General features: G+C 47.0%; 12 protein-coding genes. 3 read left to right on the forward strand and 9 right to left on the reverse strand.

What is annotated here, in order from left to right:
* Positions 1-170 precede the first annotated feature (170 nt).
* The 4 genes from FJQ58_RS16060 to FJQ58_RS16075 all read right to left on the reverse strand — a co-directional run bounded on the left by FJQ58_RS16060 (position 171) and on the right by FJQ58_RS16075 (position 9,470).
* The gene (locus FJQ58_RS16060; RefSeq protein WP_139995185.1) at positions 171-6,173 is read right to left on the reverse strand and encodes an S-layer homology domain-containing protein; all 6,003 of its coding nucleotides are present in this window, start codon (positions 6,171-6,173) and stop codon (positions 171-173) included.
* A gap of 72 nt (positions 6,174-6,245) precedes the next feature.
* The gene (locus FJQ58_RS16065; protein ID WP_139995187.1) at positions 6,246-7,085 is read right to left on the reverse strand and encodes a carbohydrate ABC transporter permease; all 840 of its coding nucleotides are present in this window, start codon (positions 7,083-7,085) and stop codon (positions 6,246-6,248) included.
* 17 nt (positions 7,086-7,102) lie between these two features.
* Positions 7,103-8,038, reverse strand: a complete 936-nt coding sequence (locus FJQ58_RS16070) for a carbohydrate ABC transporter permease (protein WP_139995189.1) — start codon at positions 8,036-8,038, stop codon at positions 7,103-7,105.
* A gap of 88 nt (positions 8,039-8,126) precedes the next feature.
* Positions 8,127-9,470 (reverse strand): ABC transporter substrate-binding protein, encoded by a 1,344-nt coding sequence (locus FJQ58_RS16075; RefSeq protein ID WP_139995191.1) that lies wholly within the window; start codon positions 9,468-9,470, stop codon positions 8,127-8,129.
* 405 nt (positions 9,471-9,875) lie between these two features.
* On the opposite strand from FJQ58_RS16075, the gene FJQ58_RS16080 reads away from it, so the two are divergent.
* On the forward strand, positions 9,876-11,624 hold the full coding sequence (locus FJQ58_RS16080) for a sensor histidine kinase (protein ID WP_139995193.1): 1,749 nt from the start codon (positions 9,876-9,878) through the stop codon (positions 11,622-11,624).
* Positions 11,625-11,629: 5 nt separating this feature from the next.
* Positions 11,630-13,234: a response regulator gene (locus FJQ58_RS16085; RefSeq protein WP_139995195.1), complete on the forward strand. Its 1,605-nt coding sequence runs from the start codon at positions 11,630-11,632 to the stop codon at positions 13,232-13,234.
* 132 nt (positions 13,235-13,366) lie between these two features.
* Here the strand turns inward: FJQ58_RS16085 and FJQ58_RS16090 are convergent, their stop codons facing one another.
* The 3 genes from FJQ58_RS16090 to FJQ58_RS16100 form a co-directional block, all read right to left on the reverse strand.
* Entirely contained in the window at positions 13,367-14,203 is an 837-nt protein-coding gene (locus FJQ58_RS16090) for an RCC1 domain-containing protein (protein ID WP_139995197.1), read from the reverse strand.
* Between the two features lie 147 nt (positions 14,204-14,350).
* Complete coding sequence (locus FJQ58_RS16095; protein ID WP_139995199.1) at positions 14,351-14,884, reverse strand: hypothetical protein; 534 nt, start codon at positions 14,882-14,884, stop codon at positions 14,351-14,353.
* Between the two features lie 120 nt (positions 14,885-15,004).
* The gene (locus FJQ58_RS16100; RefSeq protein ID WP_139995201.1) at positions 15,005-15,907 is read right to left on the reverse strand and encodes a LysR family transcriptional regulator; all 903 of its coding nucleotides are present in this window, start codon (positions 15,905-15,907) and stop codon (positions 15,005-15,007) included.
* A gap of 143 nt (positions 15,908-16,050) precedes the next feature.
* Here FJQ58_RS16100 and FJQ58_RS16105 point away from each other — a divergent pair, with 143 nt between their 5' ends.
* Positions 16,051-16,833: an SDR family NAD(P)-dependent oxidoreductase gene (locus FJQ58_RS16105; RefSeq protein WP_139995203.1), complete on the forward strand. Its 783-nt coding sequence runs from the start codon at positions 16,051-16,053 to the stop codon at positions 16,831-16,833.
* 151 nt (positions 16,834-16,984) lie between these two features.
* On the opposite strand, the gene FJQ58_RS16110 is transcribed toward FJQ58_RS16105, so the two are convergent.
* Complete coding sequence (locus FJQ58_RS16110) at positions 16,985-17,776, reverse strand: IucA/IucC family C-terminal-domain containing protein (protein ID WP_139995205.1); 792 nt, start codon at positions 17,774-17,776, stop codon at positions 16,985-16,987.
* Positions 17,763-19,727, reverse strand: a complete 1,965-nt coding sequence (locus FJQ58_RS16115; RefSeq protein WP_238404089.1) for an ABC transporter substrate-binding protein — start codon at positions 19,725-19,727, stop codon at positions 17,763-17,765. The genes FJQ58_RS16110 and FJQ58_RS16115 overlap by 14 nt, the downstream gene beginning before the upstream one ends.
* Between the last annotated feature and the right edge of the window lie 109 nt (positions 19,728-19,836).

Consider the following 19,836-nt stretch of genomic DNA (forward strand, 5'->3'; position numbering starts at 1 on the left):
CAAAAAGGGCCCAACCCCGTGTATACGAGGTTGAACCCAAAGGTTACATTGCCTTTTTATTACAGTAAAGATAACATGGCGCAATTGCTTCGTCAACATCTATTTAGCATGCTTCACCGGAATATGGAATCCATCCCGCCATTCTACAGCTTCAAACCGTGATCCAAATATTATAAATAAGCAGCTATTAAATTTGCAATTACTTGCGCAGCTTCTGCACGCGTCATGCTTGCTTGTGGGGCAAAATAATTATTTCCGCGCCCCTGAATCAAGCCCGCTTCTTGCGCTATGCTTGCGGCTTCCTGCGCCCAACCGCTGATTTGTTGAGCATCCTTGAATTTATCCGTATTCCCAATGCTCGCTTGATTGCCATTTAAATAAGCAGCTGCACGGACAACCATAACGGCCATCTCTTCGCGGGAGATGCTTGCGTTCGGTGCAAAGGTATCTTCATTCCGTCCAAGCACGATTCCAGCTTCACTTACGGCAGAAACGACGCCTGCATACCAATCCTCGGGATCAACGTCTTGAAATGCCGACGCATTAACCGATTCCAATTGCAAAGCGCGAGCAATCATCGCAGCGAATTCTGCCCGTGTAACCTTCCCTTGTGGGTTAAACGCCGTATCGGATACGCCTGCGATAATATGTTTTGCGGCCATCTTCTTAATGACGTCGCTAGCCCATAAATTCGAACTTACATCCGAAAATACTTTATGAAACGCTAGAACCCCATATTGTCCCGCTTCTTTCACCGTTGCGGTCAGCGTACCATCTTTGAATGTTCCGCCTACATAATGAATGGTTCCGTCTGCCTCGATACGATAAACACCCAAAACATCCGGATCGGCAGCTGGATCGACCTTAAAGCTCATCGTTACAGGTTCGCTGAAGGCTTGTGCCGAGACTTCCTTACCATCCGCCCCTATCCATTTTAAATCAAAATCATATAAATCGCTTGCCGCAGTTACATGAACGGAATGGTTAGCCACAGCATGATCTACTAGTTTACTGACAGCTTCTTGCAGTTTAACCGCTGACATTTTGATTTGGAAGGCCGCTGATTGCGCTAACTTCATTGCTTCCTGCAGCTGCATAAGCGCCGACTTCGATAATTCGATAACCATATTTTTCTTGATTATTTGAAGGCTTTTATCACCTACAATCTCAAATACATCGTTTGGAAGCTGTGCCCAAGCTTTGTCCTCCGATAGTAGGGCAGTTACCGAACCGTCCCCTTCTACCTTCAAAGCTTTGTTGCTTAACACTTCAACCGTCGCCGGTGTCGATGTTGGCGCAGCCGTTGCTATCGGCCCTGGTGGTGTTGTTGGCGTCGCTTCCGGCGAAGTTGTCGGTGTGGCCGATGGCGATGCTGTTGGCGTCGCTTCCGGCGATGCCGTCGGTGTGGCCGATGGCGATGCTGTTGGCGTCGCTTCCGGCGATGCCGTCGGTGTGGCCGATGGCGACGCTGTTGGCGTCGCTTCCGGCGATGCCGTTGGTGACGCAGACGGTGTTGGTGTTGGTGTAACCGCTGGTTCGCCAACAATGACTGCTCTCGTCACTTCTACCGCCTGATTTCCTGCAGCATCACTGACATTATAGTGGAAAATGTAGGTTCCCGGCACGGTTGTCACGAGTCCCGGAATAGCTTCGCCATTGTAAGTGATGGTCAGCTTGATGGCTTCCGTAATGTCCCCGTCCCGATCATCAGATGCGGTAGCTCCGGCATCGGTATAGCTTTCGCCATAGGCTGCATTTACCGTTGCCTCACCGTTTAGTGCAATGACTGGTTTTACTGCATCTGGTACACGAATCGCAATAATCGTTCCTGAACCTGTTCCCTTGCCTTCAGCAAGACCTTTCTTCAGCGCAGCCGTGAATTCAAAGCCGCCATCCACTTCATCTGCTGCGGCTTCAAATGAAGAGATCGTAATTTCACCCATGCTAACGCCAGTAGCGCTAAAGCCCTCTAAAGCATGGATTGTTTGAAGCAGCCATGTCTTCAGCTCAGCTTCACGATTGGCTGTTTCCTGATTCACTTTGTACAGAGCGTCCTCAATAATCTTCTTTGCATTGCCAACCTCCTGTTGATCTGCAGGATCGACCGTTTTCTTCGCTACACCCAAATAGCTGATCAAGGCAGCTTGATTTCCAGTGTATGTGTTATTCACGCTATATTGCACCGTACCGTCAACAGGAAGAGTGAAATCATAAGCAACCGTGGTTCCACCGGAGCCCGCAACTAATCCGCTTTTTACAGGTAGGGTTACCGTCTCTCCTTTATCATCCTTATAGCTTAGACTAATATCCATGGTCCGGTTGCCATTGCTCCACCAATCTCTATGAAAGGAAGTAATCGTGTACTCTCCTGCCGTCAGAGGCAACGCATAAACTAGCGGATTGTTTCTCGTATCTGAGCCATAGATGCCGGTCTGGCTTTTGTCCGTAATAACTACCGCACCGGTAATTGCCTTCTGTTTGTAATTGGCAGCTATGGTCGTGTGACCCCAAACCGTATTGCCTGTGGAAAGCTGATCAGCCTTGTCATTGAGCAAACGGTCGCCCATAAGGTTTTTGATCGCCGTAAATGGCGGGGTTATATCCCCTGTACCCCCAGCGTCCAATAGATAGACCAGACCGTCAGGCACCACTTCCACCTGAACCTGAATAAAGAGGTTTTTGCCGCCTACAATTTCACCCGTTAGCTGCACAGCCGAATAGGGCGCCGTGAAGCGGCTTGCAATATTGTCCAGCCAATGAATGTCTGCACTCGCACCTAGCGTTCCATCCGCAAGCGTGACGGCAACGCTCTCCGGCAAACCCACAACCTGCTGTCCTACTTTTGTGGCGACAATAGCAGGATAGACGCCGGTTACGGCTACGGGCTGGCTTTTAACTCTGAGCGCGTTGGCCGCATTTTGTAGGGCGGTGAAGGCAGAATCAACCGCATATTGATCTGCTTCAGCAGTCAGCAAGCTTTGGGCTGCCGCCAAAGCGCCGGAGAAGGCACTCCATTCTGCCGGCAAATAATCGTCCTCTTTATAGCTGCTTACTTGATTAATGAGAGCTTCAAGCTCCGTTTTCGTTACGGTTCCATATACCGCTCCCAAAATATCGATGGAATCTATGCTGAAGGTGCCCGCTTTCACCGCTACCTTAAGCATATGAGGGCCATCAACCAGCCCTCCATAGGAATAAGTGTCCGTGCGGTTGACTGATGCAGCAGGAATCGCCACGTCTTGATGAACAAGCGTATGATCTACGAAAATATCAAGCGTCGCATTGGCGGTATCACCTACCAGGTTAAAACCTGTACCTTCGAATGGAAGCTCAAAGGAAGTTGGAGAGCTCGTGTCCGCCTTAACAATGGCCTTCTCAATGGACATGTAGTTGCCATTGCCGGACGCGGCAGCTGTTTTGACGATTTTCACATTATGCACGCCAGGCTCAAGCCCGCTTACCTGATAGATCAGTTGGCTGCTGCTTCCATTGCTATAGGCCTTTCCGGTGAGCTTTCTCTTGGAAGCATCATGGACATAGCCTTTTCCAAAGTCATCCAAATAAACATCCATTCTTACTACAGCGTCTGTACCCTGCCCGACTCCGTAGACTTCAATGCCCGTTCCGTTGAAAGTCAAGGAGGCATAGCTGCCATTCTCGCCAGTCCATGCATTTGCGCTATTGGAGCTCCATGATGCCGAATTCCCTTCATTCCTTACGAAGTACCACCTGTTCGGCGTCCCTTCCGTTGTCGTTGTGCTGCTGAATAAAATACTTGCGCCATTGCTCGTAATCGTCCGGTTCAGACGGCCAAAGCCTCCAGACAGGCTGTGACTCCACGGTGTATTGCCCTCATGATACGAGATACGGGAGTCCAGATCATCGATTCTTTCTGTTGCATAAGGCACATAACCGTCCACAGCTTCAATCGTCAGATTATCAAAGACCGTTTGGTGTAGGCTGGTTTGTATCATCGCTTGACCGGTTAATGGCGATCCGCTTGCTTGATCCGTATAGGTGCTGACCGTTTCACCATTTAGTGAGACGGTAATCAGCCGGTTAACCGCTTTAATCGAGATTCTGTGCCACTTGCTGGCATCAAAGCCAGCGATTTTCCCCGAAGCAACGGTTGCGGTAAGCCGGATCAAGCGCCAGCTTCCGTCCGCATAGAATCTGAATTTATAGCCTGACTCCGAATCAGAGGTCGTGTGATTTAGCTTGTGGCGAACGCCCACCGCGACATAATTGTCACTCGTATGCGTAGGATCTTGATCCATTTTGAAATCGATCGATGCCTGATAGTTGGCCCACCGTTCATCCCCCAGCACCGTATAGGAAAACGGAGTAGTGGTCCAGACGCCCGGCTTGTTGCCGCCATAAATGATTTGCTTCATGCCGCTGGAGCCATCCTTGCCTGCCCCCTCGGCAACCTCGAACGCCCCGCCCTGGTCAGCCGTATAACGCGGCGTGCCGCCCCGGCGCTCAATATAGCTAAGGCCATTCACCGCAGCATAATCGCTATACTCGAAATCGTCCTCATACAAAATGGCTGGCGAACTGCCCTCAACATCGAGCACCGTTTGCTTGGGAATCGCTTCGTTCCGCTCGTACGAGGCGCGGGCATTTCCGGTATTCGGATTGACCGCGGTGCTGGTTAAGCTGACCATGGAATGAGGCTTGACGGTCAGCGTATACGAGTACATATCTCCGCTCTCTACGGCCGAAATGTCGCCTAGTCGTTGATACCAATTGGCATCATATTCCTGTCCGTAATCCGGTCCCCTCGTTTCCCATACTTGTACGGGATTACCCGAATGTTCAATATTCTTTTTGACGTTAAATTGAAAATAAGCCTCGCGCTCGCTGTCATTTACCATTACAGCCGAAAAATCCTTTTTGTCAGGACTCACGAAGACTAAACGGTTATATTCGGCATCCGTAGCGTTCCCGTCCATCTCGCTGTTCCCGCGGCTTCCGACTACTCCAGCGCTCGCATTAGGAATGTACATCCAATCGTTAGCAGCAAACTGGGTAAAGTGCATAACCGTGCTAATGCCCACATCAGGAGTATAATACCCTGACCACGGGTCTCTCGCTGAAATAATTTCCTTGCTGCTGTAAGGAGCCCCGTTGTAGAAAGCGCTTACAGCGGGTTGAAACATATAATGCGTTCGTTTCCCTTGCGTATACATTCCAATAAAACGGCCGGCAACGTCAAGCGCGCTGCCAACGCCGCCGAAGGTTTCCTCTGCATTCGCACGATATTTGGCTAACGTCTGCGGAGCTACGCCTTCGCTGTACCAGACTTCCTTCTTATTGTCCGCGTTCACTTTCAAATAGTCGGCGCTCGTTGCCATATTATAATGGTAGGCCATCACATCGACGGCTTTCATAAGTTCAGGATCAGCAAGCATCCGAGTAGGTATATTCAATGTAGTATTCTCGTCAGAGGCGACAATTTTAATTTGATTATAGTTAGGAAATGCAGCATCGCTGCGCATTTTGCTTGCAAACCACTTGATGAAGTTTACGTTTGGCGTACTGGTTTCATTGCGGTCCGGATTAATGTAATCCAGATCAAAGCCGTAGGTTTCTCTTAAAGCAATGGCCGTATCCTTATACCATTTGTACATGCGTTCGTAAGCAGCAATCGTAGCAGGCTGAGAGGGATCGGTATTGCCATCGCTCCATGGCTGCACCCAATTCGGTTCTGTCCATCGAAGGATACTGACCTTCGCTTCCGGATTAATCCGCTTAGCATCAGCGGCGAAAATAAATCCGGCGCCACGGCGCACGTTGGCTGTTTCGTCAGCCGCGCGCTTGGTCGCAGGCTCCGTACCGGAGGAGGTGTTGGAGTCATTGCCCATCTCGACCTTTACATGGTTGATGCCTGCACCGGTATCCTGATTAAATAAGAGGTTCATCATTTCCCAATATTGTACGGGATGCTCTTCTTTGTAATCCAGCAGCAAACGCGAGGTGTTATTGGCAGACACGGCTCCGTAACCTTTGAAGGTGTTTGCAGGATTGGTGTCGGCAGCATCGCCGTCAATCGAGACGACTCTCGCTGCCTGGCCGGCTGCAAAAGCCGGCCTCATTGGCATAAGTGACAGGATGATCGCAACCGTTAGGATAAATGCCATGCTTTTTCGCAAAGCCTTGCGATTATTCATACTTTATCGCTCCTCATATGGGAATAGATCAAAGCTTCATTCGTTCATTTCCAAACTCTAAAACAACTCGTTTTAACCCTTTACGCCGGAAGAAGCGATGCCCTGCACAAAGTATTTTTGCAAGCCCAGGAATACAATCAGAACCGGTATAATCGACACGACGCTTGCTGCCATGATCAAGCCATATTCCGCAGAATATTGCGAAATGAACATTCGCAGCCCGATCTGAATCGTTTTGAGCGGCGTCTTCGTCAAATAAATCATTGGACCCAAGAAATCATTCCAAGTAGAAACAAAAGTAAAGATGGTCAGCGTTGAAAGCGCAGGCTTCGATAGAGGGACCATAATTCTTGCCCAAATGCCATATTCGCTTAAGCCGTCAATCCGTGCAGCTTCGCACAGCTCATCTGGAATGCCTTGATAGAACTGACGCATTAGAAATACGCCAAAAGCCGAGAAAGCCTGCAAACAGATAATGGCCAAATGGGTGTTGTTTAGCCCGAGGGAGCGCATCATAATAAATTGCGGCACCATATACGCCTGCCACGGAATGGCGATCGTTGCGATATAGCCCAGAAACAGCAAGTTCCTGCCTTTGAATCTTAGCTTCGAAAACGCATAAGCCGCAAAGCTAGAGGTAAGCAGCTGCAAAAAAGTAACGATGACCGCCAGCTTCGCCGTATTGAAAATAAACAGGCCCAGTGGAATTCGATTCCAAATATCCACGTAGTTTTTCCAGCGCGGCAATTCGGGAATCCATTGGATCGGAAACGAGAATACATCCTTGTTCAGCTTTAGTGAGGCCGAAATCATCCACACGTACGGAACAAGCATAGCCAGAACAATCAAGAACAACAAAACATATACAAATGCCACCATAGCGACCTTGAGCCTTTTATCTGTGCCTACCATATCGTTAAATCCTCCTATTATCCGTACTTCTTCTCGCCGTTGAACTGAACGATGGTAATGCCCAGTACAAGCAGAAATAATACAATGGCCATTGCGCTGGCATAACCGTAATCCAGAGATCGGAAGGCCGTATTGTAAATTTGATAAACCATAACCCTAGTTGAATCATTGAGCTGGTTATCCGCGCCGGCAAATAGGTTAATAAAGATGTCATACACCTTAAACGAATTGATGACTAGGATCATCAGCACAAAGAAGGTCGTTGGCGCCAATTGCGGCACAGTCACATTGCGAAATCTCCTCCATGCATTCGCGCCATCCAGTTGAGCCGCTTCGTATAGTTCCGGATTAATGCCTTGCAGTCCTGCCAAATAAATGACCATGTAATAGCCCATGCTTTTCCAAACGGTAAACAATACAACGGTAAACATCGCCCAGTCTTTGTCCGCGGCCCAGCGGGGCAAATCCTCAATCGGTACGCCGGTAATTGCGTGCAAAATGTTGTTAAGCGGCCCTAAGGTTGGACTAAAAATAAAATTCCAAACCGCAGCAACCGCTACGAGCGAAGCGACATACGGGAAGAAAAATACGGTCCGGAGAAAATTGCGGGCAAATATTTTCTGATTGAGCAGGATAGCCAGTCCCAGTGCGCAAGCCATTGTAAAAGGAACGACGCCGATCGTATAAACAACCGTATTCCAAAATGCCTTATGAAACGTCGTATCCTGAATAAGGCGGGTGAAATTATCGACTCCGACAAATTTCATCGGATTTGCCCCGTCCCATTTCACAAAGGCGAGCACAAAGGCAAACAGCATGGGCAGCAGCGTAAATACGGCAAAGCCGATAAAGTTAGGCGCAATAAAGCTATACGCTACCAGATGCTCCCTGACGCCTTTGGACCACAAAGCCTTTTCGGGTTTTCCGGTTTCTACTCTAGTTTCATTTTGCATGATGTCTCCTCCATACCTTCCAGCTCAACAGGATTTCAAAGAAAGGCGGGCCTTCGCCCGCCCCCTTGATTCATCTTCTCTTTGTCTTCTAATTGTTCAAGATTTGCTGTACGCGAGTTTTCATATCGGCCAAGCCTTGGTCTATCGTTGTATTTTTGGTCATGATGTTATCATGGGCTTCGTTCAAGATGACTTCGATATCCGCACTCTTCTCATGCATTGGCATTTCCAAATACGTTTTCACTGTGCTAAGAGCCGCTTTGCTGTTCTCATCTGCCGGGAATCCTTCAATAGATGTAATCGAGCCGATGACTTCATCATTTTTGATCGCAGGAATCGTGCCCGTGGAAGCAATCGCAGCAGCGCCTTCGGAGCCCGTTACAAATTGAAGGAAATCAAGAGCAGCTTCCTTGTTCGCCGATTTTTTGTTAACCGCTAGTGAAGTAATAGTTCCGAGCGTCGTGCCGGCCTCTACGCCATCCGGATGCGGGTATTTCACAATGCCCCAATTGGTAGCGGCAGACTCGCCGCTTTTCACTTTTTCAATCTGTGTGGCAATAAACCAGCTGCCCATATTCATCATCGCAATAGAGTTGTTGTAGAAGACGCCGGAGTAATGGGTGCTGGACGTTTTCAAAGTCGCATAATCCATGACGATACCGTCATTCTGTTCCTTCAAGATCCGTTCATAGGTAGGCTTCAGGAAATCGTAGTCACCTTCCACGACCGTATGCTGGCCATCCAAAATGCCGAACAGTTGAACCGCACTGCGCCAAGTATGGTAATGAGCCCCGTAAACCTTATTCACGCCGCTGCCTGCCGTCATTTTTCTAGCCAGCTCATCATATTGGTCAAGTGTCATATCATTCGTAGGGTACTCGACGCCTGCTTTATCAAACAAATCCTTATTGTAATAGATCAGCCAGAAGTCACTGCGGAAAGGAAGCGCGTACACCTCATCATTCACCTGAATTTGTTCAACCGTGCCGCCATATGCAGCCGTATCGACGCCTTTTTCTGAAATAAACCCTTTTAAAGGCTCCAGGTGATTTTGCTTCACAAGATTGGCATAGCCAGGAATATCCTTGATCGTCAGAACGTCCAGATCGGCGCCGCCGGAGAGCTGAGTGCTCAGCATCGTCATATAATCGGTGGAGCCAAGGTCTACATATTCGATGGTAACATTTGGATGTTTCGACTTATAAGCCTCAATCAATGGTTTATAGTAAGCGGTTGCTTCCCAGTCCCACAACGCCCATTTCAACGTTACAGGCTCGTCGGCCGGCTTTTCGGAAGCGCTTGCATTATTCCCCGCCGTTGGAGCCGTAGTCGGAGCAGCGCCATTGTTGCCGTTGTTGCCAGAGCAAGCAGCGATCATGCTCAGGGATAACGCGGTTACTAAGGTCATGCTGAACACTCTTTTTAATTTCATGTCATAACTCCCCTTTTCCATCATTTAGAATTGCAGCCGATTCGGTATTGCCGAACCCTAAGTCAAATTCTAATCGTTTTTAGAGGTGAATGGGATGTATTTTCCAACTCACAACCTGTAATATTTGGTTTACTTTATTTCAGCACGATCCCTAAAACCTGTAAAATCATACGCAAAACATGTAAAATCGGTTGTTTTTCCGCCTCCCTGCTAACTCTTCTGCAAACTGCTGGAAGGATGTGCTATTATACTAACTACATATTAATAAAAGCCGAATCATTATCTGCGTTTATTGGAAGTAGCTATGTCAGAGCTTATTGTAAACGCTTTAATCGCTTTTTTTTTGAATAGGGAGTGTTCCATACGAATCGAAAATCAACCATAAAAAGCCGAATCATTCTCATTATGACGATCTTTGCCTTGCTGATCGCGATTTTATTATCGTTTTTCAGCTATGAGATGATCTCTTATTTTCAGCGTAAAACAGCCATTCAGGCCACCGAATTTAATTTGCAGCTTATTTCTCATATTATTGAACAGGATTTGCTCAACCTTTACGCATTAGCCATGGTTTGCAGTACGAATTCGGGCACCAATGCCCTGCTCACGAATTATTTTGAGTCGACGCAGGCAAGCGCCAAAGATGCTGTGGATGTTTTTACATCGATGCAGGAAGCATTCCGTGTTAATCCGTCCAACGCCTATGCCCGCCGCCTGATTGTAACGGATCACCAAGGGAAGTTCATTCAAGTAGATAATGCCGGCGGCCTTTCGTCTTCATTAAATGTCCATAACATTAATGATCTCCCTGGACTTGCCGTGGATGCGGCAGAAGTATGGGACCGGGTGGTTCGTGACCCTTTTTCCATCTCAGATGGCATTCCGATCATTTGGCCGATCTATGGCACAGGAGCCTCCCGTATTGGTACCGTCTATCTGCTCGTCAATACTTCAGTCATTACCGACAAGCTAAAGGGCTATGCTTTGCCGGCTGATTCCCGCCTATTGCTTAGTCTAGGCGACTCCCGCTACCAAATCATGGACGGCAAGGTTTCGCCAGTCGCCGCCGATTATTCGGAAAGCGCATACAAAAAAGACACTCCTACTGGAGCTCAGACAGTCTTAAGCGTCATTAAAACGGACGGAGAAGAGCGCATTGCCGTATCCTATCCGGTTCGCAAGGGAGTAACGCTTACCCAGACCTTATCTGACAAGCAGCTCGCCAAAATATTTAACATCTGGATCGTCATCGCAGTTTCCGTGTGCATTTTAGTCATCATCCTTAGTGGCATTATTACGCTTTACCTGACTCGTACCATCAGCTTGCCGGTCGAGAAGCTAAAAAAACGAATGGACAAAATTGCCCAGGGCTACTTCTCTGTGGACCGAAACATTGAGTGGAACAGTGAGCTCGGCGACGTGGGCAGAGGAATTAATCGTCTCTCGCAGGATATCGTTGTTTTAATGGAAAGCCGGGTGGCTGACGTTAAGCAGAAGCAGGAACTGGAGTACCGCATGCTGCAGAATCAAATTAGCCCTCATTTTCTCTACAACACCTTAAACTCCGTGAAATGGATGGCCACCATTCAAAACGCCACAGGCATTGCCGAAATGGTAACCTCCCTATCCCGGTTATTGCGAAGCATCTCTAAGGATATCCGTAAAGTGGTGCTGCTGAAGGATGAATTGAACCTGTTGGACGACTATTTTGTCATTCAAAAATACCGATATGGCAGCACCATTACGATGGAGGTAAAGATTCAGGATGAAGCTTTGCTAATTGCTCAAATTCCTCGTTTTTCTTTGCAGCCATTGGTTGAAAACGCGATTTTCCATGGTGTTGAGCCTAAAGGCAGAGGTCATATCATCATTACGGTCAGCCCAAGCGGCAGCAGCGATATTATGGTGACCATTGAAGATAACGGAGTCGGGATGGCAGAAGAACAGATTGCTTCCATTCTTTCCGATGAGGCCGTTGAAGGCAATGGCTTATTAAAAAATCTAGGGCTTCGAAGCGTAAATGAACGCTTGCGCCTTGCTTTTGGCGATAAATACGGCCTTTCGATCGATAGCAAGCCGGGGCTTTATACGAGAATGAGCATTCTGCTTCCGTCCCCAATAAAGGAACAAATACGCATATCAAGCAAGGAGTGAGGACGATGATAAAGCTGCTGATTGCCGATGATGAGGCTTTGGTCTGTATCGGTTTGCAGTCCATGCTGAAATGGGAGCAGTATAACATTGAAATTGTCGGGATTGCGCATAATGGCGCTCAGGAAGAAGAAATGATTGAAGCGCTGCAGCCCGACATTGTCATCACCGACATTAAAATGCCGGTTAAAAGCGGATTGGAGGTTGCCGAATCCGTGCGCCAAAAGCAGGGAAAGCTTCCACTTTTCATTATACTGACCAGCTATGAGGAATTTGAATATGCCCATGCGGCCATAAAGGTACAGGCCGCAGATTATTTAGTCAAGCTGGATCTAACGCCGCAAACGCTGGAGAACTCGATCAAGAAGGTGACTGCCATTATCGGGGACCTCAAAAAACTGGACGTTCCTCCCGGCACCGTTCGTCGCAGCACCTTGCAGGAGCAGCGGGATAAATTTTTCATCCGTTTGTTTAATGATTTGTTCGAAAATAAAACCCAGTATCTGCAGCACAAAGAAGAGCTCGACATCGATCTATCCGAGCCTTCATATGTGGTTTGTACCTGCCGAATATTGGGCCCAGACACCGTGCCGGCCCGAGGGGATAAATTGGTCGCCTTATGCTCCAGCACCGTACAAATGGTCAAGGATTCGTTATCCGCGGCCAGCCCTTGTCATGTCACGAGCCTGGATCTGCGCAATTTCGCCATTACGCTGCCGGTGTCCGCATCCGATCCTCACCTATGGATGCCGGACATTCAGAAGCTGCTTGCCGATATGGCGATGGTTTTGCACCGTTATTTTAATGTCATCATCATTGGGGCAATCGGTTTTGCGGTTGATGATCCTTATTTCATTAGGGAGAGCTATTTGGCTGCCCGAAAGGTCTTGCCGACTGCCATTAAAGAAAACACGTTTGTATTTTTCACGGCTAGCGAAGATGCCAGCCAAACGCCGGCTTTATTCGATTTCTCGGAACTGCGGACCGAGCTTCGCCGTGCTTTTGAAGAACTCGATATCGGCACTTTAAATGCCGTCATTACAAAAATGATCGAAACCTTTGATGGGCGCTCCGAGCTGCTGGTGCCTGCCACCGACGCCGCATGCAACATCTTATATATGGCCACTTCTTTGCTTGCGGATGGTGAGAATATGTTGGAACAGATTTTTGAGAAGGAGCCTGAGGGTTACCGTGCTATCTATCGGAAGCATACAATTGAGGGCATTATCGAGTGGCTGTCTGAGTTTCGTAATGGCTGCTGTGAACTGCTTTCAACTAGAAGGCAAAGCTACAAGGAGCAGCTCGTCCGAAATGTCCAGGAGTACATTAAGAGGAATCTAAATCATAAGCTGTCTTTAAATCAAGTTGCCGACGTATTTAATTTCAGCCCGAACTATCTGAGCCATCTCTTCTCCAAAATTGCCAAGGTCAACTACGTGGAATACATTACAGAAACCAAAATTGCCGCAGCCAAAGAAATGATGCTGCGCGGCGAAGGCCGTGTTTACGAAATTTCACAGAAACTCGGTTACGAGAGTTCTTTTTATTTCAGCAAAGTGTTCAAAAAGGTGGAAGGCGTGTCTCCTCGCGAATTTATGCAGCGAATGGGGTGACTTTTATACCTGTATAATCTAAATATAGTCTAACCGCAACGGGTATCATTCTAAGGATAAGCCATGCGACGGAAATCGCCGCATGGCTCTCATTATATGTAATATTAATTATAAAAACTCATTGTCTAGTAGTTATATGCTTCTCCAGCCGCTGACATCGCATTGGCCATATTCATTATTACCCACAGCAGCAACCTTGCCGTCCGATTTAAGTCCCACGGTATGAGTGCAACCCGCCGCAACCGCCACCATATCTCGCCAGCTGCTAACTTCACATTGGCCATGCTTGTTCCAGCCCACAACCGCCACTGTACCGTCCGATTTCAAGCCAATGGTATGGTGGCTACCCGCCGCTATCGCTACAATGCCGTGCCAACCGCTTACCTCACATTGCCCTTCCGTATTTCGGCCAGCTGCAACCACTGTTCCATCCAATTTAAGACCCACGGTATGAAGGTAACCTGCCGCTACCGACGCCATGTCGCGCCAGCCGTTTACTTTGCATTGGCCATACCGATTATTACCCACAGCAACCACCGTGCCGTCCGATTTAAGTCCAACGGTATGCCAGTCCCCCGCCGCTACCGCCACCATATCTCGCCAGTCATTTACATGGCATTCGCCTTCCTTATTATGCCCCACAGCCACCACCGTGCCATCCGCTTTAAGCCCGACGGTACGTCGCCAACCCGCCGCTATCGCCACCATATCTCGCCAGCTGCTTACATTGCATTGGTCATGCTTATTCCAACCCACAGCCACCACCGTGCCGTCCGCTTTAAGCCCGATGGTATGAGCATTACCCGTATGGGCATTGCCAGCCGCCACTGCCACAATATCTTGCCAGCCGCTTACCTCACATTGGCCATATTTATTATCGCCCACAGCCGTCACCGTTCCGTCTGCTTTAAGCAAGGCGGTATGACGATAACCCGACGCTATGGAAGGCAAGGGTTTCATAACGTTCATAAATATCGCTCCTTAGTAGATCACTCATTAGGGTCACGGTTGTAAGCAGATTCTTTGATTTATGTAGACATCTAAAGGTAAAAATCCCGCTACCAAGGCGAACAATTCGTTTCTCCAAAACGTTCTTCTCGCTTCGCTTAAACTACTTTACGTAAGGCTATAATCTTGTTCGTAGGATAATTTTGTTTCTTCATAGGTTGGAATATCAATTAGTTCAACTTTTTCTATATCCAAATGCAAAAAATCCTTTGCAAGCATTCTTACACTCTTCTTAATTTCATCAATGTCCCATGATTTAGATAATTTAGTCCACATATCAATATAGACTGGTTTATACCCATCTCTATTCGTAGGGGCAAAATGAGAAACCTGGCGGGAAAGGGAATCCTCTTCTGAATCTCTAGGATATATATAAAAATAATGAATATCTTGCTTTCCATTTATAAACTCTTCAATTTCATCACAGTAATCTTTTTCGTCTCCAATAATATCCATATCATTTTTCAAAAGATATTCCAGAGATTGCTTAGTTGTAAGTTCAAAATAACCCAGGAATTTTTTTTGCCCTATATCAGAATAAAGTGTAATTTCATCGTTACAGCTTTTGTTGCAAAAGCCATAAACTCCATACCAAAATAACCAATGTCTAACTTTGACATAAATCGTTTGAATTTTAATCACGCACCTAATTTTCATGTACTTTTAGTAGTTCCCTATAATTTTATCATACGGTACTAAGCAAATATGGCTTCATAATCCACGAGTCAGCAAAAATAGGAATGGCTTCAGTTATGCCACAAGCTATTTCGACAATGAAACATACTGAAAACGGTCCAAGAACCGTCTGATCGTCGTGCTCGAAGCTTTGCTCTCTTGCAGCACCCATCCAATCGAAATCAAGCGCTGCGGCATATCCAGTTCTTTTGCAAAATAATCGTTCCGTTGAAAGTTGGTGTGGTGGGCAAAGGAATATTCATGTCCGACGGTAACCGCATTTAATTGCTGCAAAGCAGCGTTGATCACTTCCGAATTGTTCGTTCGAAATAATACGTTCACATCGCCAATTTCGCTCGAAAGAGCGAGAATAAATTGATCGATCAGCTCATCGTTAAATAAAACAAAGGTTTGCTCTTTCAAATCTTGTAATGCTATCGATTTGTTTGCTGCCAAAGCGCTGCTGCTATTCACACAGATGCGCATGAAGCCTTCGTCAATTGGATAAAAGCGGAGTCCTTGAAGCTGCTCGTCAATATCATCTTGATAAAGGGCAATTAAGCCAAGATCAGCCTGTTTATCACGAATATCCTTAATAATTAAAGAAGAAGGCTTTTCGGAAAGCTCGAAAGTCAGGTCCGCGTGGATATTTTTCATACTGGCTACAGCCTTTATGATGGCAGGTATGCCGCCGGGGATGGCCGAGAGACGCAGCTCCCCGCTAATCAATTCACCAATGTATTCCGCATCCTCTTTGATCATTTGAATGGTATCGAGTACCGATTTGAATTTATCAAAAATCGCCTTGGCCTGCTCCAATGGATACGCACCATTGCGTGATCTTTCGAACAACTTGATGCCAAGCTCCTTCTCCAGCCTTGTGATCGCTTGGCTAATCGTAGATTGCGTGACGCATAAAGAAGCAGAAGCTGTTGTTATCGAAGCCGTTTTGGCTACTTCCAGTGCATAAGCCATTTGTTCCAGGTTCATTTCGGTCAGCCTCTTTATTTAATTTTTTTTAACTAACATACGTTTTAATTAAATATACATGATCAAAAGGCTAAAGTATACTGGTTACAAAACAGCTCAATCCCCTAACAAATAAACGGATGTTATCAAAAAGGAGTGCAACAATGACTATCATAAACAATCGATTCGCTAACAAGGTTGCCATCGTCACAGGCGGAGCTTCCGGTATCGGTTATGCAATTGCTGAACGGCTTATTCAAGAAGGAGCTTCCGTGGTAGCAGCGGATCTCAATATAGAGCGCCTTCAGGCGATCCAAGCTCAGCTTGGCGAACGTTTTTACGGCGTTAAAGCCAATGTGACAGTGGAAGCGGATGCAGCGAATCTCGTGAGTGCGGCAGTTGAACGCTTTGGTGGATTGCAGCTTGCGTTTAATGTGGCAGGAGCATCGAAAGCAGGTGTGATTACTGAGCTATCCGAGTCGGATTGGGATTTTACAGTTGACCTATGTATGAAGGGCGTATTTCTCTGCATGAAGCATCAAGCACTGCAAATGGCTAAGCAAGGCGGAGGATCGATTGTGAACGTTGCCTCGCTTAACGCACAAGTTCCGATGTATGCAGGCTCCGCTTATGCTTCCGCCAAAGCAGGCGTGGACATGCTGACAAAAAACGGTGCACTGGAGATGGCACGAAGCGGCATTCGCGTGAATGCAATTCTTCCGGGTCTGATCGAGACGCCATTGACCGCAGATTTGCTTAAGCAAGAGGATATTAAAGCTGCTTATATGGAACGCATACCTATGAAGCGTGCGGCGAAGCCGGAAGAAATGACCGGTCCCGCACTCTTCTTGGCAAGCGAAGATGCAGGTTATGTGAACGGGGCAAGCCTGATTGTTGATGGAGGCTGGGCAACGAGTGGTTATCCGGATTTAAGCCGTTGGTTTTAAGACTTAGTCATAGATAACAAAAGTACGGTCTATAAAATAACCTGCAGACATGTCCGTTGTAACGGCCTAGCCTGCAGGTTTTTTTCGTTTACAAACAAAAGCCTAAGCAGTTTGCAATAGGCTGAGTTTTATTACGGTTTCACCGCCCTTATTAGGGGCGGCAGTCGATCGGTTTCGGACAGGCTCTGCAGTATTCCGGGGACATCTCGTAGTAAAAGCAGCACGTTTGGCGAGTATAGGCCGCCGTGTTGTCGGCAGCACCTGCGTTCACTGCTCTCATAAACCTCTCAAAGGGGTTACGACGTTCCCCGAATAGGCTTGCTGGCGCCGTCTGCGAAATAAACTGAAAGTCATCATGAAATCGCAGCATTACGGAAGGGTCCTGTTCTTCTTCCAAGCCTTCTTCATATATTGGAATAATACGGACCAGCGCATTTTCCCATAAGATCGCCATAGGAACTCGTCCAACGGTGGATAAGGAGCGAAACACTCGGGACAGATGAGATTCAAATAGTTGACTCACTACCTGGTCCCGCCACTCTTTCCGTTTCCCCGCTTCCGGTTCCGTAACGCTCAATTCTTCAAAGCTCAGATTGGGGAATTTAGATTTACTCACATCCTCGTGCGGTGCAGCTAATTGACAATTCTCCAGTGTTAACTGCAACCCTTTATTGTATGCCGTCATCGCGTACAAGACAGGCGTAACCGTTAAAAAGGCATATCGTTTCGCCAGCATCGACGCTGTTACTCGTCTCGATGGCGAACCGATTTCACTCGCGAACCGATCCAAGTAGGTCTCGCATTTCTCCCGATCCAGCAAGTCTGTTGAAAAAATGAAGCTGGTGGTAGGCTGAACCATCCCTTCGGGAGTAAAGTTGAATCTATCCCCTAACTCCTCCCACTCCAGCTGTGTAAGCACCTCTGCCATATTATGCAGTTCCAATGAAAATTTCTGCAACTCTGTCAACGATCATATTGATGGCGATGGGGCCATAATAGGCAATCCATACATTCGAATCCACATCATACACTTGATTGTTCTTCACGGCTTCGATACTTTTCCATGTCTCTGTCTGCTGAAATTCCTCAACGATTTCCTTAAACATGTCGTCTTGTACGAGGAAGTAATGATCCGCTCCTACTTCTGGCAAAGCTTCTAGCGGAACCTGATAAGCGGTATCTTGCTCATCTATGACTTGTTGTGGAGCAGACAAACCTAGGTCATTGTATAAAATCGCACCTGTGCGATGGCCCGCAGTATGGATGCGAACGCCCTCATCGCGTGGACGTATTAATGCAACGGTCTGATCTCCGAGCTTAGCCTTTAATTCTTCTTTCAACTTGCTTGTTTTCTCGTTATAGGCTTCCAAAACATTAGTTGCTTCTTCTGCATTTCCAACAATTTTGCCAAAAGTAACTAACGTATCACGCCAATCTTCGTTAAAGTCAAGCATGATGGTTGGCGCAATCTTCGACAAGCTTTCATATACTTTTTCTTGAAACTCCGTACAAATGATTAAGTCCGGCTCCATCGCAGCAATAGCTTCCAGATTGGGTTCATCCCTTGTTCCAAGCAATTTAACATCCGTTAGCTTATCCGTTAAGTACGCTGGAAAATCCGACTTATCCGCCGCAGCCTTCACGCTGCCCGCTGGCTGCTCGTTTAGAGTCACCAATTGATCTACAAATTTGGTATCGAGCACTGCTATTTTCGAAGGGTGCTGCTCCAGCGTTAATTCTCCCTTCATATGTTTAATAACGACAGGATAGGCTTGTTGCGTAGCTTGCGCTGTATTATTGTTCGATGCGGCGACATTGGATTGTGATCCTGTTGGACTTGCTCCTCCGGCGTTGTTCCCCGTACCGTTCCCCGTCGTGCACGCACTCAATAATAAAATTAAACTCAACATTAAACTAACCGCCAAAACCGATCTCTTACTCCTATTCATTTCAATAACTCCCCCGTATGTTTGTTGATAATGATTATCACAATCATCATTATAGGAGAGAATAGGATGCGAGCCAATGGAATAACGCGACATAGAGGATGCACTTATCCGACGATTCTGCCTGAAATGAAGCGGCGAAACTCCGCAATGCTTCTTGAAAGCTCGGCTAAAATAGTAACTATCCCCGTAGCCTACCGATTCCGCGATAACCTTCAGCGGTAGATTCGTATTCATTAGCATTCCCTGGGCATGATTCATCCGTACTTGAATTAAATACTCCATCGGTCCGATACGAAGCTTCGCCTTAAATAGCCGCTGCAGCTTTCTCTCATTGCAATTGAGTACATTAGCCAAATCCTGTAGGCTGATAGGGTCTGCAAAGCGTTCCTCCATATAACGAATCGTTTGGCTTACATAATCCGGCTGAACGGCTGTCGTTCCCTCATGGGCATGCAGCTGCTGCAGGAGGTCATACACTAATTGATGAAACATCGCCCTCACATGAAATCTCTCCAACTGGGCATCCAGCAGCCAATAGGAATACATCTGCTCTACTCTTGATAAAATCCCCAGCGGGTAGGCCAGAGCAAAACCATATTGCATTTGAAAGGGATTATGGTCTCTATACGCGTTTAACAATTCTTTGCGACTGGGCAGTACAAGAACCGCTTTATAAAAAATAAAATAATAATCGAATTTTTCGGTCACCTGAATAATGTCTAGCGTTGCGCCTTTTCCGGCATGGCACACATAACAGCAATCTGCGATATGCTCGACTCCGTCGATGAGAATCTTCGCATTTCCAGTAACAGCTACTAAGAAGGCACTCGCTGGTAAACGGAAACCGTGTACACTTTCTCTTGATCGCAAAGTAGACCGCCGAATATCAAGTACTCTAATAGCCGCATGATTCCATAGTGGCAGTTGTTCTAGTAATGTCATCATGTCCACCTTCCCTAACCATTTACAGCTTCCAATTCTCTCATTATAGTAATAATCATTCTCATTATCAAAAAATATTTTCATAATCATGTCCAAATATGTCTTATGCTAT

The sequence above is a fragment of the Paenibacillus paridis genome, assembly GCF_006345825.1.
GTDB classification, from domain to species: Bacteria; Bacillota; Bacilli; order Paenibacillales; family Paenibacillaceae; genus Pristimantibacillus; species Pristimantibacillus paridis.